The organism is Streptomyces sp. AMJ-169 (assembly GCF_055597585.1).
In genome coordinates this window covers 210,414-225,243 of sequence record NZ_JBVLTJ010000012.1, presented here as the reverse complement: position 1 = coordinate 225,243, position 14,830 = coordinate 210,414, and the positions used below count along the sequence as shown (strand labels likewise).

Annotated in this window: 12 protein-coding genes; 3 read left to right on the top strand and 9 right to left on the bottom strand. The window is 71.5% G+C overall.

Features of this window, described 5'->3' with window-relative positions:
* Positions 1–667 precede the first annotated feature (667 nt).
* The 6 genes from ACYUD3_RS28135 to ACYUD3_RS28110 all read right to left on the bottom strand — a co-directional run bounded on the left by ACYUD3_RS28135 (position 668) and on the right by ACYUD3_RS28110 (position 5,835).
* Positions 668–2,047, bottom strand: a complete 1,380-nt coding sequence (locus ACYUD3_RS28135) for a serine hydrolase domain-containing protein (protein WP_470975520.1) — start codon at positions 2,045–2,047, stop codon at positions 668–670.
* A gap of 91 nt (positions 2,048–2,138) precedes the next feature.
* Positions 2,139–2,585, bottom strand: a complete 447-nt coding sequence (locus ACYUD3_RS28130; RefSeq protein ID WP_470975517.1) for an organic hydroperoxide resistance protein — start codon at positions 2,583–2,585, stop codon at positions 2,139–2,141.
* Between the two features lie 181 nt (positions 2,586–2,766).
* Entirely contained in the window at positions 2,767–3,222 is a 456-nt protein-coding gene (locus ACYUD3_RS28125; RefSeq protein WP_470975514.1) for a MarR family winged helix-turn-helix transcriptional regulator, read from the bottom strand.
* Positions 3,223–3,318: 96 nt separating this feature from the next.
* The gene (locus ACYUD3_RS28120) at positions 3,319–4,068 is read right to left on the bottom strand and encodes an energy-coupling factor ABC transporter ATP-binding protein (protein WP_470975511.1); all 750 of its coding nucleotides are present in this window, start codon (positions 4,066–4,068) and stop codon (positions 3,319–3,321) included.
* Positions 4,065–4,814: a cobalt ECF transporter T component CbiQ gene (gene cbiQ, locus ACYUD3_RS28115; RefSeq protein ID WP_470975508.1), complete on the bottom strand. Its 750-nt coding sequence runs from the start codon at positions 4,812–4,814 to the stop codon at positions 4,065–4,067. Before cbiQ ends, ACYUD3_RS28120 begins: the two co-directional genes overlap by 4 nt.
* 1 nt (position 4,815) lies before the next feature.
* Positions 4,816–5,835, bottom strand: a complete 1,020-nt coding sequence (locus tag ACYUD3_RS28110) for an energy-coupling factor ABC transporter permease (RefSeq protein WP_470975505.1) — start codon at positions 5,833–5,835, stop codon at positions 4,816–4,818.
* A 156-nt stretch (positions 5,836–5,991) separates the two neighbouring features.
* On the opposite strand from ACYUD3_RS28110, the gene ACYUD3_RS28105 reads away from it, so the two are divergent.
* Positions 5,992–6,339, top strand: a complete 348-nt coding sequence (locus ACYUD3_RS28105; RefSeq protein WP_470975502.1) for an SsgA family sporulation/cell division regulator — start codon at positions 5,992–5,994, stop codon at positions 6,337–6,339.
* A gap of 15 nt (positions 6,340–6,354) precedes the next feature.
* Here the strand turns inward: ACYUD3_RS28105 and ACYUD3_RS28100 are convergent, their stop codons facing one another.
* Positions 6,355–8,025 carry a penicillin-binding transpeptidase domain-containing protein gene (locus tag ACYUD3_RS28100; RefSeq protein ID WP_470975500.1) on the bottom strand — a complete coding sequence of 557 codons (1,671 nt, stop codon included), beginning with the start codon at positions 8,023–8,025 and terminating at the stop codon, positions 6,355–6,357.
* A 279-nt stretch (positions 8,026–8,304) separates the two neighbouring features.
* On the opposite strand from ACYUD3_RS28100, the gene ACYUD3_RS28095 reads away from it, so the two are divergent.
* Positions 8,305–10,059: a CocE/NonD family hydrolase gene (locus ACYUD3_RS28095; RefSeq protein ID WP_470975497.1), complete on the top strand. Its 1,755-nt coding sequence runs from the start codon at positions 8,305–8,307 to the stop codon at positions 10,057–10,059.
* Positions 10,060–10,453: 394 nt separating this feature from the next.
* Here the strand turns inward: ACYUD3_RS28095 and ACYUD3_RS28090 are convergent, their stop codons facing one another.
* Both ACYUD3_RS28090 and ACYUD3_RS28085 read right to left on the bottom strand, forming a co-directional pair.
* Positions 10,454–12,076: a penicillin-binding transpeptidase domain-containing protein gene (locus ACYUD3_RS28090; protein ID WP_470975495.1), complete on the bottom strand. Its 1,623-nt coding sequence runs from the start codon at positions 12,074–12,076 to the stop codon at positions 10,454–10,456.
* Positions 12,077–12,125: 49 nt separating this feature from the next.
* The gene (locus ACYUD3_RS28085) at positions 12,126–13,889 is read right to left on the bottom strand and encodes a dolichyl-phosphate-mannose--protein mannosyltransferase (RefSeq protein WP_470975492.1); all 1,764 of its coding nucleotides are present in this window, start codon (positions 13,887–13,889) and stop codon (positions 12,126–12,128) included.
* 63 nt (positions 13,890–13,952) lie between these two features.
* Between ACYUD3_RS28085 and rsmI the strand changes: the two genes are divergently transcribed.
* A complete protein-coding gene (gene rsmI / locus ACYUD3_RS28080; RefSeq protein ID WP_470975489.1) occupies positions 13,953–14,807 on the top strand; it encodes a 16S rRNA (cytidine(1402)-2'-O)-methyltransferase in 855 nt (284 codons plus the stop codon).
* Positions 14,808–14,830: the final 23 nt, after the last annotated feature.

Here is a 14,830-nt window from a genome sequence, read left to right as displayed (position 1 = left end):
TGTGGGCGGGAGTTGGGGTGCGTGACGGGCTGCGTGGCGGGCCGTGGGGGGAGTTGTTGGGTGGGTTGTGGGGTGGGCTTCGCCCGAGGGGGGTGCCAGGGGTGCTCCGGGAGGTGTCGGGGGTGCTGAGGGTGCCGCTGGGCTTTGTGCCGCTATGGGTATCTCCGTCGACTTCATCCCCGCCCCACCCGGTCGTCACATGTCCCACACATGTCCGACCAACATAGCGGGCCCGTTTCTTACCCGGTGCTTGCCCTGAACCTCGTACGCTTCAGCCGGTGTTGGCCCCGGATCTAGCCCGCCTCGCTCGGCGTCCGCCACCGGTGCCGCCGCCCAGGCTGGTGAGGCTCGCCTTGACTGGCGGGTCTGCCTGGCGCTCGCTCCGGATCCCGTCCGCCTCAGCCGGTGTCAGTCCCGAAGCCTGCCTGCCTTGCTCGGTGTCCGCCACCGGTGCCGCCGTCCAGGCTGGCGGGGCTCGCCTTGACTGGCGGGGGCCGTTCTACCTGGCGCTCGCCCCGGATCCCGTCCGCCTCAGCTGGTGTTGGCCCCGGATTCCGCCAGCCTTGCCCGGCGTCCGGCACCAGTACCGCCGCCCTGCCCGGCGGAGCCCGCCTGCCCGGCGGAGCCCGCCTGCCCGGCGAGGTCCGCCCCAGCCGGCGTTGCCCGGCTACCCGGCGAGTGCCGTTCGTACCGCTGCCACCAACGCCTGCGCCCTTGGATCCGCCGTGACGCTCTTGCGGAAGCCGTTCGTCACGTACCCGAAGGCGATTCCTGACTCCGGGTCCGCGAAGCCCAGGGCGCCGCCTCTGCCGGGGTGGCCGAAAGAGGTGGGGGCCAGGAGGGGGGAGGCGGTGCCGTGGAGCATGTAGCCCAGGCCGAAACGGGTGTTGACGATCAGGACCCGGTCGGGGCCCGACGACCTTTCCGTGCGGGCCAGTTCGACCGTCTCCGGGGTGAACAGACGCGTGCCGCCGTCGAGTTCGCCGATCAGGGCCGCGTAGATCCGGGCCAGGCCGTCCGCCGTGGCGATGCCGTTGGACGCGGGGAGGGCGGCGGCGCGGTAGGCGGGGTCGTTCTCGTCGGGCGCCGGGGTGATCGCGGCGAACGCGCGGCGGGTGAGGGAGTCCGGGTCGGCGTAGGCGGCGGTGACCGCTTGTTTCGGGCGGGACTTGAGGGCGCCGGGCGGGGGCGGGACCTCGATCTGGGCCACGCGGCCGACTCGGTCGCCCCGGGCGCCGCAGACTCGGCCGGCGAAGTCTCCCCGTCCGCCCGGAACTCGGCCGGCGAAGTCTCCCCGTCCGCCCGGAACTCGGTCGGCGAAGTCTCCCCGTCCGTCCGGAACTTGGTCAGTGAAGCCGTCCCGTCCGCCCCGAACTCGGTCAGCGAAGTCCCCCCATCCGCCCGGAACCCCGCCCCCGGCCTCAGCCGCCCCACCCCCCTCCACCGGCACCCCCAGCCAAAAATCCGCCCCAGCCGGCCCCGCCACCTCCCCCGCGATCCACTCCCCCGCCGAACGGTCCGTCACGCGGCGGATCAGTTCTCCGGTCAGCCAGCTGTACGTCTGCGCGTGGTAGCCGTGATCCTCGCCCGGCGTCCAGACCGGGGGCTGGGACGCCACCGCCGCCGCCCCCCGGTCCGGGTCCGCCGCCTCGGCGGGGGTCAGGGGGCGGTCCAGGACGGGGACGCCTGCTCGGTGGGACAGGAGGTCGTGGACCAGGGTGCGGTCCTTGCCTGCCGCCTTGTACTCCGGCCAGTACTCCGACACCGGCGCCGCCAGGTCCAGTTCGCCGCGCTGATGCAGCAGCAGGAGCGCCGCCGCCGCGACCCCCTTCGTTGCCGAGCGGACGATCTGGGCGGTGTCCGGCGTCCAGGGCGCCGTGCCGTCGACATCCTTCGTCCCGCCCCAGAGGTGTACGACCCTCCGGCCGTGCCGGTACACCGTCACCGCCGCGCCCCGGTCGCCCAGGGCGGCGAAGTTCCGCGCGAACGCCTCCCGCACCGGCTCGAAACCGGGTACGACCGTCCCGCTGACCGCGTTCACGTCCACGCCCACTGCCCTCTCGGCTTGCCTTCGACTCCTGGTCCAACCATGTCGGCAAGCCTGGGATTCCTGGGTTACGGGCGGCTTAAGACTCTGCTTATCCGAGCAGGATCGTTACGTCGATGTTCCCGCGCGTGGCGTTGGAGTACGGGCACACCAGGTGCGCCTCGTCCAGCAGCTTGGCCGCGATCTCCTGGTCGAGGATCGGCAGGGAGACGCTGAGGGCGACGGCGAGGCCGTAGCCCCGGTCGCGGTTCGGGCCGATGCCCACCTTCGCGGCGACCGTCGAGCCGCTGAGGTCGTAGCCGTGCCGGTTGCCGACCATGATCAGGGCGTTGTGGAAGCAGGAGCTGTAGCCGGCGGCGAAGAGCTGCTCCGGGTTCGTGCCGTTGCCGTCGCCGCCGAGTTCCGGGGGCATCGCCACCTTCAGCTCCAGCTGGCCGTCCTGGCTGGTGACGTAGCCGTCCCGGCCGCCGTGCGCTGTCGCCTCGGCGACGAACATGATCTTTGTCGGCCGGGTGTCTACGCGCGTACCTTCGCCCATGCGGTACCTCCCCCACGGTTTTGTCCAATACCTCGTGCACAAGGTACCGGCCGGTAGGGCCGGGTGTCCCTGGCAGGGGGTGGCAACCGGGGGTAACGCCAGGTGGGGGGTGTGGAGGGGGTGTGCAGATCGGGGGGCGTGGCCGGGTATGGGGGGCGCGAATCGATACAGCTCCGCGCCTCTATCGGTCCGCCGTCCCCTTCGCCCGCTCCGCCAACCCCCACAACTCCCCCCGCAACCGCTCCACCTCCGCCCCCGCCAACCCCGTCGACGACATCAGCGCCCCCGGTATCCGCTCCGCCCGCGCCCGCAGTTCCTCCCCCCGCCCCGTGCACGTCACCAGCACCGAGCGTTCGTCCTTCGGGGAGCGTTGGCGGTGGATCAGGCCCGCTGACTCGAGGCGTTTCAGCAAGGGGGAGACCGTGCCGTAGTCCAGGTGCAGGGTCGACGCCAAGGCCTTCACCGTCGTCTCGCCCCGCTCCCAGAGGGTCAGGAGGACCAGGTACTGGGGGTAGGTCAGGCCCAGTTCCTCCAGCAGGGGGCGGTAGGCCGCCGTCACCGCGCGGTGGGCTGCGTAGAGGGCGAAGCAGAGCTGGTCGTCCAGGCGCAGCGGGCCCTCGGGGTCCTGGTTCGTCACCCGCCTATTTTGCACGCACCCGCTTCCCCGCCCCCGCCCTCACGCCCCCGCCCGCACCGACCGCGCCCTCACGCCCCTGCCCGCACCGCCCCGCCCTCACGCCCCCGCCCGCACCGCCCCCGGATCGAACCCGAACGGCAGCTCCAAGCGATGCGCCCGCATCAACTCCCCATCACCCAGCAGCATCCCCGTCCCCCCGTCCGCCGCGATCACCCCCTCGCTCAGGATCAGCGACCGAGGACACAACTCCAGCGCATACGGCAGATCATGCGTGACCATCAGCACCGTCACGTCCAACTCCCGCAGGATCTCCGCCAGTTCACGGCGCGACGCCGGGTCCAGGTTCGACGACGGCTCGTCCAGGACCAGGATCTCCGGGCGCGACGCCAATACCGTCGCCACCGCCACCCTCCTGCGCTGACCGAACGAAAGATGGTGCGGCGGACGGGACTTGAACTCCTCCATGCCGACCTGCCGCAGCGCCTCGTCGACCCGCTCCTCCAGCTCCGCCCCCTTCAGCCCCGCCGTCGCCGGGCCGAACGCCACGTCCTCGCGGACCGTCGGCATGAAGAGCTGGTCGTCGGGATCCTGGAAGACGATCCCGACCTTGCGCCGGATCTCCGCCAAGTTCCCCTTCTCCACGGGCAGTCCGGCGACCCGGACCGTCCCCGCGCCCGCCGTGAGGATGCCGTTCAGGTGGAGGACCAGGGTCGTCTTGCCGGCCCCGTTCGGGCCCAGCAGCGCGACCCGTTCACCCCGCGCGATCGTGAAGTCCACGCCGAACAGGGCCTGATGGCCGTCCGGATACGCGAACGCCAGACCGGAAACCTCAAGAGACGCCGTCATACCGTCCATCCCAGCAGACACACCCCCGCCGCCGCGACCGGCAGCGCCAACGCGTACGACCACTGCGCCCCGGACGCCCCGGCCTCGCCGAGTCCGGGCATCACCCCGGTGTACCCCCGGCTGACCATCGCGAGATGCACCCGCTCCCCCCGCTCGTACGACCGGATGAACAGCGCCCCCGCCGACTGCGCGAGCACCCGCCACTGCCGCACCCCGCGCGCCTCGAACCCCCGCGACTCCCGCGCGATCCGCATCCGCCGCATCTCGTCGGTGACGACGTCTCCGTACCGGATCATGAAACTCGCGATCTGCACCAGCAGCGGCGGCAGCTTCAGGCGCTGCAACCCCTGGAGCAGTTCCCGGAGTTCGGTCGTCGCGGTCAGCAGGACGGACGCGGCGACGCCCAGCGTGCCCTTGGCGAGGACGTTCCAGGCACCCCACAGGCCGTTCACGCTCAGCGAGACGCCCAGGACCTCCGTGCGCTCCCCTTCCGCCACGAACGGCATCAGCAGCGCGAACGCCACGAACGGGACCTCTATCAGGAGGCGGCGCAGGAGCAGGGGGGCCGGGAGGTGCGCCGCCGTCGCCACCAGCGCCAGCAGCAGCGCGTACGCCCCGAACGCCCAGACCGCCTCGCGGGGCGTGGAGACGACCACGACGACGAACGCGAAGACCGCCGCGAGTTTCGTGTGCGGGGGGAGGGCGTGGACACGCGAACTCCTTTGCACGTAAAGCCGACGGTCCATGTCAGACGTCCCCCGTACGCCTCTTGCGCACCGCCCAGAACACCCCGGTCCCCACGGCCACCGTCACCCCCACCCCGATCACCCCGGCGAGACCGCCGGAGATCCGCGCGTCCGAGACGTCCTTGACCCCGTAGTCCGCCAACGGCGAGTCGGCGGAGGCGTGTTCCTCCGCCTTCGCGTCGATCCCGTGATCGGCGGCCACCTTCTCCAGGCCGTCCGGATCCGCCGACGCGTAGAAGCTCATAACTCCGGCCAGCAGAAGGGATGTTGCGAGCCCCGCCAGCCACACCTTCCGCCGCGACCGTCCCGGAACCGGCCCCCGCACCTCAACCGTATCCACCAGCTCACCCCCCACCCGCAGCTTCAACGGCTCCCTCAACCCCCGTGCCCCGTACACCAGATCGGGCCGCACGGCGATCACCGCCCCCACCGTCAGCGCCGTGATCACCCCCTCCCCGACCCCGATCAGCAGATGCACCCCGACCATCGCCCCGGCGACCTTCCCGATCGACACGTCCGTCGTCCCGCCCGCCGCGTACAGCGCGGTGAAGGCGACGGCGGCGGCCGGCACCGACAGGAACGCGGCGGCGAAGGCGGCGGCGGTAACCGTACGCCGGCCGCGCGGCAGCAGTTTCACCAGGGCGCGGAAGACGGCGTAGGCGACGACGGTCGTCACGACCGCCATGTCGGTGATGTTGACGCCGAGCGCGGTGAGGCCGCCGTCGGCGAAGAGGAGGCCCTGCATGAGGAGGACGACCGAGACGCAGAGGACGCCCGTGTAGGGGCCGACGAGGATCGCTGCCAGGGCGCCGCCCAGGAGGTGGCCGCTGGTGCCCGCCGCGACGGGGAAGTTCAGCATCTGCGCCGCGAACACGAAGGCCGCGACCAGGCCGGCCATCGGCGCCGCCCGGTCCTCCAGCTCGCGCCGGGCGCCGCGCAGGCTGACCGCCACGGCCGCCGCCGCGACGGCGCCGGTCACGGCGGACGTGGGGGCGTCGATGAATCCGTCAGGTACATGCACGGATCAGATGATGCGGCTTCTTGCGAAAGACTTGCAAGAGCATCCCTTGGGTAATTATTTACCGCGCCCGAGGCGTCGAACGGGAAATATGCGACATTGGAGAACAAGCGGGTTACACAAGTTCCGCAAAGGTCACGCAGCGTAAGGGGTTGTCCGATGTCGGTGGTCGAACAGTACGCGCGCGCTCATATCGTCACCGACGAGGACCTGGTGGAGGCGGAACGCGAGTCCGTGCCCGTCGTCCTCAGGTACGACCCCGACGACGACCCGCGCTCCGTGCGGATGCGGCTGCCCGGCGGACCCGTCCGCAGCGTCTCGCGCAAGCTCCTCGAACAGGGGCTGCGGGCGCCGGCCGGGACCGGTGAGGTGCGGGTGTGGCCCTGCGGGCGGGTGCAGGCCGTCGTCGAGTTCCACACCGCGCAGGGCGTCTCCGTCGTGCAGTTCGAGTCGAAGACCCTCGTACGGTTCCTGCGCCGCACCTATCTCACCGGGACGGCCGTCTGAGAACGCCGGAAAGACTCAGCCGCCCATCTTCAGCAGCGCCGCCACGATCGGGCCCGCCGTGTCCCCGCCGTGCCCGCCCGCCTGGACGACCCCCGCCGCCGCGAGGTCACCCCGGTACGCGGTGAACCAGCCGTTCGGCTTGTCCTGGTTGTCGACCTCGGCGGAGCCCGTCTTGGCGCCGATGTCGGAGCCGAGCCCGGACATCGCCCCGGCGGCGGTGCCGTACTGCGCGGTGTACTTCATCAGCTCGCGCAGCTGGGAGAGGGTGTCCGCCGACATCGTGCGCGACGCGGTCGCGAGCGTGCGGCCGTCGGCCTTCGGGGAGACCAGGTACGGCTGGTGGAACGTCCCGGACTTCACGGTCGCCGCGACCGACGCCATGTTCAGCGGGTTCATCCGCACCCCGCCCTGACCGATCAGCGAGGCCGCCATCTGGGCCGCCGACTGCACCGGCACCCGGCCGTCGAAGGTCGGCACGCCCACCGACCAGTTGTCCATGGACAGGCCGAACACCTGCTGGGCCTGCTTGGTGAGGCTGTTGTTGTCCAGCTCCGGCGCCTGGCTGATGAAAGCGGTGTTGCAGGAGCGCGCGAAACTCGCCTTGAACGTGCCGTTCTTGATCTCGAACTCGTCGTCGTTCTGGAACTTCCAGCCGCCGTACGTGAAGTACTTCGGGCACGGATGCGTCTTGTCGGCCGCCGCGAGCCCCTTCTCGATCAGCAGCGACGAAGTGATCACCTTCATCGTCGAACCCGGCGCCAGCGACCCCAGGAACCCGACGTTGAACGTCCCGTTGTTGGCGACCGCCAGGATCTCCCCCGTCGACGGCCGCACGACGACCACCGACGACTTCGCCTTAGCCGCCACCTGCTTCTCGGCGGCGGCCTGCATCACCGGGCTGAGCGTCGTCTCCACCTTCCCCGGCGTGCCCTCGCTCAGCTCCAGGAGCGTCTTGTCGGACAGCTCCTTCTCCTTCGACGCCTTGCCGCGTACGACGCGCAGCTCGACGCCCGCCTTGCCGCCGGCCTTCTTGCCGTACTTCTCCCGCAGCCCGTCCAGGACGGTCGCCAGCGACGGGTACGTCTTCGCCGACAGCTCGCCCCCGTCCCGGTCGTACGCCTTCACCGGCGGGGTCCCCGACTCGCCCGTGACCAGGGTGTCCCCGTCGGCGAGGTCCGGGTGGACGACGGACGCGTGCCAGTCGACCTCCGGCTCGCCCGTCGTCGTACTGCGCACGACCGTCAGCACGCTCGCGTACGCCAGGGGCTTGCTGGTCTTGTCGAACGTCACCGTGCCCTTGACCGTGAACGGCACCTTCGCGCCCGTCGCCGCGCCCGGGGTCAGCGTGACGGCCGTGATGTGCGCGTCCTTCGTGTAGCCGGTCAGCAGAGCCGTCGCGGCCGTCGCGTCGTCCGTGGCCGCCGCCGCCTTCGCGACCTGGCCCTGCTGCCACGCGGTCAGGAACGCGGCGGACGCCGTCCGCACCTCCACCGCCGTCAGCGGGCCCGTCTTGATCTTCGGCTTGTCGTCCTGCGCCGCCGAGGCGGTCTGGCCCTCCGCCGCCGCGCCGCCGCCGTACAGCGCGTACACGCCGAACGCGGCGCCGCCGACCACCACGGCGGCCATGCCGACCACGGCAGGACGCTTCCTGCTCCGCCGCTGCTCGACGCGCCTTCTCTTGCCCACCTGCGTGACCTCCGCGCTCCCCGGGGACCCCACTGCCCTCACTCACCCCAACGACGGCGCCCAGCCTAGGGTCCCGTCCGCCCGGGGTGACTCGGTTGTGACCTCGGCCACCGGTCCGTAGCGGGGTTGTGACACCAGGGGTCTATCGCGGTGTCGGGGCCACGCTAGGCGCAGGTTCACCGGAAGGGGTGAGTTTGAAGGAAATCCCTTGGCGGGGGCCCGAGTTTGGTATGCGGTGATCTTCGTCAGACAAGTTTTCGACGGAACAGGAACAGCTACGTGAGCAACGAAGACGGCGAGATCACCCCGGTCACCTCCGCACAGGTCGACGGGGTCGCCGCGCGCGGCATCTACGCCTCGGCCACGTCCGCCGACCCGGACGCGGTCAGCATCTCCGAGGCGCTGGTCGCCGTGATCCAGGGCCGGGCCGAGCAGCCGGTGCTGCCCCAGGACCTCCAGCAGCTCGTCGACCAGGTGAAGGCGAAGGCCGTCTTCGGCTTCCCCCGGATCACCGCCGACGACGGCGTCAGGCTGTCCGCGTTCACCATCAAGCTCAACGGCGACGAATCCCGCCCGGTCGTCATCATGCCGTCGGGCTGGACGCCGTACGGCTGGACCCTGTTCATGGTCGCCTACCTCAAGCTGGCGCTGCGCGGGTACCACGTCCTCGCCTACACCCCGCGCGGGATGGGACAGACGTTCCCGATCCCGGGCGGCGGCTACCTCGACGCCCCCTACACCTCCGGCGGCACGATCGACGTGGCCGGGCCCCAGGACTGGGCCGACGGCTCGACCGTCATCGACTACGCGCAGCAGCGCTTCGAGCCCAGCAAGATCGGCTTCCTGGGCGAGTCCTACGGCTCCGGCATCAGCCAGCTCGTCGCCGCGAACGACCCCGCCGCGCGGGTGGACGCGGTCGTCGCGCTGAGCACCTGGGGCGACCTGGCCGACAGCCTGTACCAGAACGGCACCCGGCACCTCGCGGCGGTGGCCGCGCTGACCGCCTTCACCGGCGGCCCGGAGAAGCGCAAGTTCGACCCCGCGACCCGGCAGATCCTGGAGGACTTCCGGAAGGGGCGGAACCTCGACGAGGTCGTCGCGTGGGGCAAGGAGCGCTCGCCCTCCTCGTACGTCGACCAGACCAACGCCCGGGGCGTCCCCACGTTCCTCTCCAACACCTGGCACGAGACGCTGTTCCCGGTGAACCAGGTCGTGGAGCACTTCGAGCGGCTGACCGTCCCCAAGCGGTTGAACCTCTGGATCGGCGACCACGCGGCTCCTGAGGGCGCCGGGCTGACCATCCCCTTCAGCGGGCCCAACCCGGTGGTCGACGAGGCGTTCGCCTGGCTGGACCACCACCTCCTGGGCACCGCCCAGGTGGACGTGTCGACGCCGGTCCGCAGCCAGGTCATGTTCGAGCCGGCGGTCCGCGAGACCAGTGACTCCTGGGCGGACGTCACCCAGTCCACCGAGTCCTGGTACCTCGGCGCCAGCGGGCTCCAGACCGCTCAATCGACCGGCTGGACCCAGGAGTTCACCGCCGGTCAGCTCACCGAGGCGACCGCCGTGGACGAGATCATCACCACCGGCCAGGCGGAGTGGAAGGGCAGCCCGAAGACGTACGAGACGGGCAAGTTCGACCGCAACTACTTGGGTGTGTGGACGAGTTCGCCGCTCGACGCCGCCCGCAAGGTCCGTGGCGTCCCTGAACTGGCCCTGACCGTCCGGAGTTCGGCGAACTCGGCGACCCTGGTGGCCTACCTCTTCGACGTCGCCCCCGACGACACGGCCCGCATCATCACCCACGAGCCGTGCACGCTCGACGAGTTGACGCCGGGGCAGGACCGTACGGTCAACTGGCGCCTCCAGGCCGCCGCGTACGACCTCGCCGCCGGGCACCGCCTGATGCTGGTCGTCGGCAGCAAGGACAAGCTGTACTCGGACGCGGAGACGGACGCGGAGCGGGAGGGCAGCACGACGACGGTCAGCTCGGCCGAAGGGGCCCCGGCGAAGCTGGAGTTGCCGCTGGGCTGAGCGGAGTCCCGGGCGGGGTGGGGCAGTTGGCGGACCCCCTTGAGGGGAGCCCGGTCGAGGCCGCCGCAGGCTCTTGCGGGGCGGCTCGGCGGCGGGCTCCCCGCGGGGCGGCCGGGCCGGCGATTTCCCGCGCCGGACGCTCTTGCGGGGCGGTCCGGCCGGCGCTCCCCGCGCCGAACTCCCTTGCAGGGCAGTCCAGTCGGCACCTTCCTGTGCCGGATGCTCTTGCGGGGCGGCCCGGCCGGCGCTCCCCGCGCCGAACTCCCTTGCGGGACAGCCCAGTCGGCACCTCCCCGCGAGGGTTCCGGCCTCCCCGCAAGGGAACTCCGCGAGGGTTCCGGCGTCCCCGTTCCCTTGCGGGGCGGCCCGGTCGGCGTCTCCCCGCGAGGCAAGTTCACCCCGCCCGCAACACCTCCGCCACCACCGGCCCCGCCGCATCCCCGCCGTGCCCCCCGTTCTCCACCATCGCCGCAGCCGCCACATCGTCCCGGTACCCGGTGAACCAGCTGTCCGCCTTCGCCGACCCGTCGCTCTCCGCTGAGCCCGTCTTCGCGCCGATCGAGCCGCTCAGCCCCGCCATCGCCTTGGCCGCCGTCCCGGAGACCGCCGTGCGCCGCATCATCGCCCGCAGTTGCTCCACCGTCGACGCCGACAGGCCCTGCGCGGTGGCCAGTTGGCGGTCGTCGAGGGACTGGGGGACGAGCACCGGCTGACGGAAGGCCCCGGTCATCGCGGTCGCCGTGACCGACGCCATGTTCAGCGGGTTCATCTGGACCTGGCCCTGGCCGATGAGCGCGGCGGCCATGTCGGGGCCGCCGGTCGCGGGGACGGAACCGTCGGCCGAGGCGATGCCGGTCTTCCAGTTGTCCATGCCGATCCCGAACCGCTCCTGCGCCTCACGGGTCAGGGAGTCGGCCTGGAGGTCGTCGGTGTACTTGATGAAGGCCGTGTTGCAGGAGCGGGCGAAGCTCTGCGCGAGGGTCGCGCCCTCGTCGGGCTCCATGCCGGTGAGGTTGCGGAAGGTCTGGCCCTCCCAGAGCGCGTCCGGCGGGCAGGGGGCGGGGCCGCTCGCGGTCGTCAGGCCGCTGTCGATCAGCGTGGCCGCCGTGATGATCTTCATGGTGGAGCCGGGCGGGCGCTCGCCGAGGAACGCCGCGTTGAAGCCGTCCGCGCGGTGGTTGGCGACGGCCAGCACCTCGCCGGTGCTCGCCTGTACGGCCACCACCGAGGACTGCGGGTACTTCAGCACCGCTCTCTCGGCGGCGGCCTGCGCGTCCGCGCTCAGCGTGGTCCGCAGCTCGCCCGCCTTGCCCTCGGTGAGGGTGAGCAGCGAGGTGTCCGGGAGGCTCGCGTCCGCGTGCCGGATGGTCAGCTCGACACCGGCCGTACCGCCCGCCTGCGCGCCGTACTTCTCCCGCAGCTGGTCCAAGATCGGTGCCAGGGACGGGAACTGATCCTTCGTCAGGACTTTCCCGTTCCGGTCCACCGCCTCGATCGCCGGTGCCGTCGAGCCGCCGGTGACCAGGGTGTCGTCCATGTCCTTCAGCTCGGGGTGCAGGACCGCCGGGCGCCAGTCCACCAGCGGCTTGCGGGTCGTCTCGCCCCGGACCACCGTCAACTGGCTCTGGTACGCGAGGGGTTGGCTCTGGTCGCCGTACACCACCCTGGCCGTCACCGCGTACGGGACCGTGCCGCCGGACGGCGTGCCCGGGGTGATCCTCACGTCCGTGATGTGGGCCTCGTCGCGGTAGGCCCGCAGCAGCGTCAGGGCCTTGCCCGCGTTGTCCGTCAGGTCGGCCGCCGCAGCCGTGTCGCCCTTCGTCCAGGCGGCGAAGAAGGCGGCCGACGTCTCCCGGACCTCGCCGGAGGTGGGCGGTCCCGTCCGTACCGGCTCCGGGCCCGCCGCGGCCGAGCCGCCGGCCACCGCCGACACCAGGTTGAACGCCCCGTACCCGGCGCCCCCGACCATCACGGCGAACACCGACCCCACTATGGCCGCCTTGGCCCCTTTGCGCATACCGCGCCCCCTCCCCGTAGACCCTGGCACTCTAGGTCAGCGGGGAGGCTCACACCCAGGTATCGATCCACATCCGGGACCGCCACTGGTCTATCGGGATCGCCGTGCCCGTATAAATCGGCCAGAAGTAGATGAAGTTCCACGCGATGAGCAGCACCAGCACACCCGCGCCCGTCGCCCCGGCCACCCGCCGGGTGTCACTGGACCCCGGCGGCCCGGCGATCGCCCCGATCATCATCGCGACGGCCAGGCAGAGGAACGGCAGGAAGACGACGGCGTAGAACAGGAAGATCGTCCGCTCCTGGTACATGAACCACGGCAGGTAGCCCGCCGCGATCCCGCACGCGATCGCGCCCGCCCGCCAGTCGCGCCGGAAGAACCACCGCCACAGCACGTACACCAGCGCGAAGCACCCCGCCCACCACAGCAGCGGCGTGCCCAGCGCGAGGACCTCGCGCGCGCACTTCTCGCCCGCGTCCGCCGGGCAGCCGTCGGTGCCGGGCGAGGGGGACTCGTAGAAGTACGACACCGGGCGGCCCAGGACCAGCCAGCTCCAGGGGTTGGACTGGTAGGTGTGCGGCGAGGTGAGGTGGGTGTGGAACTCGTACACCTCGTGCTCGTAGTGCCACAGGCTGCGCAGCCAGTCCGGGAGCCAGGTGAAGTGGCCGCCCTTGCCGTCGGTGGCCGCCCAGTTGCGGTAGTAGCCGCCGGTGCCGTCCGCCGGGGAGAGGATCCAGCCCGTCCAGGAGACCAGGTACGTCACCAGGATCACGGGGATCGTCGCGAGGAACGCGAGGCCGGTGTCGTACTTGAGGACCGTCTCGTAGGGGTGGCGGGCGCCCGCGACCTTGCGGGAGCCGGCGTCCCACAGGAGCATCATGATCACGAACGCGACCGTGATGTACAGGCCGTTCCACTTCGTGCCGACCGCCAGGCCCAGCATCAGGCCGGCCCCCCAGCGCCAGGGCCGCCAGCCGAGCCGCAGCCCGTCGCCGACCGCCGGGTCGGGGCGGTAGCGGCCGTCGGAATCCGCCACCAAAGCAAGAGCCAGCTTCTCGCGCGCCTTGTCCCGGTCCACCACCAGGCAGCCGAACGCGGCGAGCACGAAGAACATCAGGACGCCGTCCAGCAGCGCGGCCCGGCTCATCACGAAGTGCAGTCCGTCGACGGCCATCAGGGCGCCCGCGAGACAGCCCAGGAACGTCGAGCGGAAGATCCGCCGGCCGATCCGGCACAGCAGCAGGACCGACAGGGTGCCCAGCAGCGCGGTCATGAACCGCCAGCCGAACGGATCGAAGCCGAAGAGGAGTTCACCGAGGCCGATGACGTATTTCCCGACCGGCGGATGCACCACGTAGGCGGCGTCCGACGGGACCGTGACATGGCCGCCCGACAGGATCAGGCTGTTGACGTTCTTGTCCCAGTTGACCTCGAAGCCCCGGTGGACGAGCGCCCACGCGTCCTTCGCGTAGTACGTCTCGTCGAATATCACCGCCTTCGGACTGCCCAGGTTCCAGAACCGGACGACCCCCGCGACGAGGGTCACCAGCAGCGGCCCCAGCCAGGCGGACCAGCGGGCGATCTTGTCGGCCAGCGCTGGGGCGATCCCGAAGGCCTCCCAGATGCGCGGACTGGGCTCGGCGTACGGCGGGACCAGCCGTTCCCGGACCCCGGTGGCCGGCCGGGCCGTGTAGCCGAACCCGCGCAACCGCCGCTGCCAGGACGCCTGTTCGCCCTGCTGGGCCTCGTCCTGGGCCGCGTCCTGCGCGGGCCGGTGGTCCGTGGAGTCCGTGGAGGACGCGGTACTGGTCACCGCGCCATCGTAGGGAACACGTCTGTGTGAGTCCCGTGCATCGGTTGCTGCGAGGATGGAAACGTGACTCTTTCCCCCGGAACCCTGGTCCTCGCCGGCACGCCCATCGGTGACATCTCGGACGCCCCGCCCCGGCTCGCCGAGGAGCTCGCGGGCGCCGACGTCATCGCCGCCGAGGACACCCGGCGGCTGCGCCGGCTCACCCAGGCGCTCGGGGTCACCCCCAAGGGGCGGGTCGTCTCCTACTTCGAGGGCAACGAGGCCGCCCGGACGCCGGAGCTGGTCGAGGAGCTGGCCGGGGGCGCGCGGGTGCTGCTCGTCACCGACGCCGGGATGCCGTCGGTCTCCGACCCCGGCTACCGGCTCGTCGCGGCGGCCGTGGAGCGGGACTTCAAGGTCACGGCCGTCCCGGGCCCGTCCGCCGTGCTGACCGCGCTGGCCCTGTCCGGGCTGCCCGTGGACCGCTTCTGCTTCGAGGGCTTCCTGCCCCGCAAGGGCGGCGAACGCCTCTCCCGGCTGCGGGACGTCGCCGAGGAGCGCCGCACGCTGGTCTACTTCGAGGCCCCGCACCGGCTCGACGACACCCTCGCCGCGATGGCCGAGGTGTTCGGCGCGGACCGGCGGGCGGCGGTGTGCCGGGAGCTGACCAAGACGTACGAGGAGGTGCGGCGCGGGGGGCTCGGGGAGCTGGCCGAGTGGGCGGCGGCCGGGGTGAAGGGGGAGATCACCGTCGTCGTCTCGGGGGCGCCGGAGCGCGGGCCCGAGGAGTTCGGGGCCGAGGAGCTGGTGCGGCGGGTGCGGGTGCGGGAGGAAGCGGGGGAGCGGCGCAAGGAAGCGATCGCCTCGGTGGCCGCAGAGGTGGGGGTGCCGAAGCGGGTGGTGTTCGACGCGGTGGTTGCTGCAAAGAATTCGGGCTGATGAACCGGCCTTTATTGATCTCG

Excerpts from the sequence above, each read along its gene's own strand:
- ACYUD3_RS28090 (WP_470975495.1), bottom strand. The coding sequence starts at position 12,076 with ATGCGCAAAGGGGCCAAGGCGGCCATAGTGGGGTCGGTGTTCGCCGTG.
- ACYUD3_RS28130 (WP_470975517.1), bottom strand. The coding sequence starts at position 2,585 with ATGGGCGAAGGTACGCGCGTAGACACCCGGCCGACAAAGATCATGTTC.
- ACYUD3_RS28105 (WP_470975502.1), top strand. The coding sequence starts at position 5,992 with ATGTCGGTGGTCGAACAGTACGCGCGCGCTCATATCGTCACCGACGAG.
- ACYUD3_RS28120 (WP_470975511.1), bottom strand. The coding sequence starts at position 4,068 with ATGACGGCGTCTCTTGAGGTTTCCGGTCTGGCGTTCGCGTATCCGGAC.
- cbiQ (WP_470975508.1), bottom strand. The coding sequence starts at position 4,814 with ATGGACCGTCGGCTTTACGTGCAAAGGAGTTCGCGTGTCCACGCCCTC.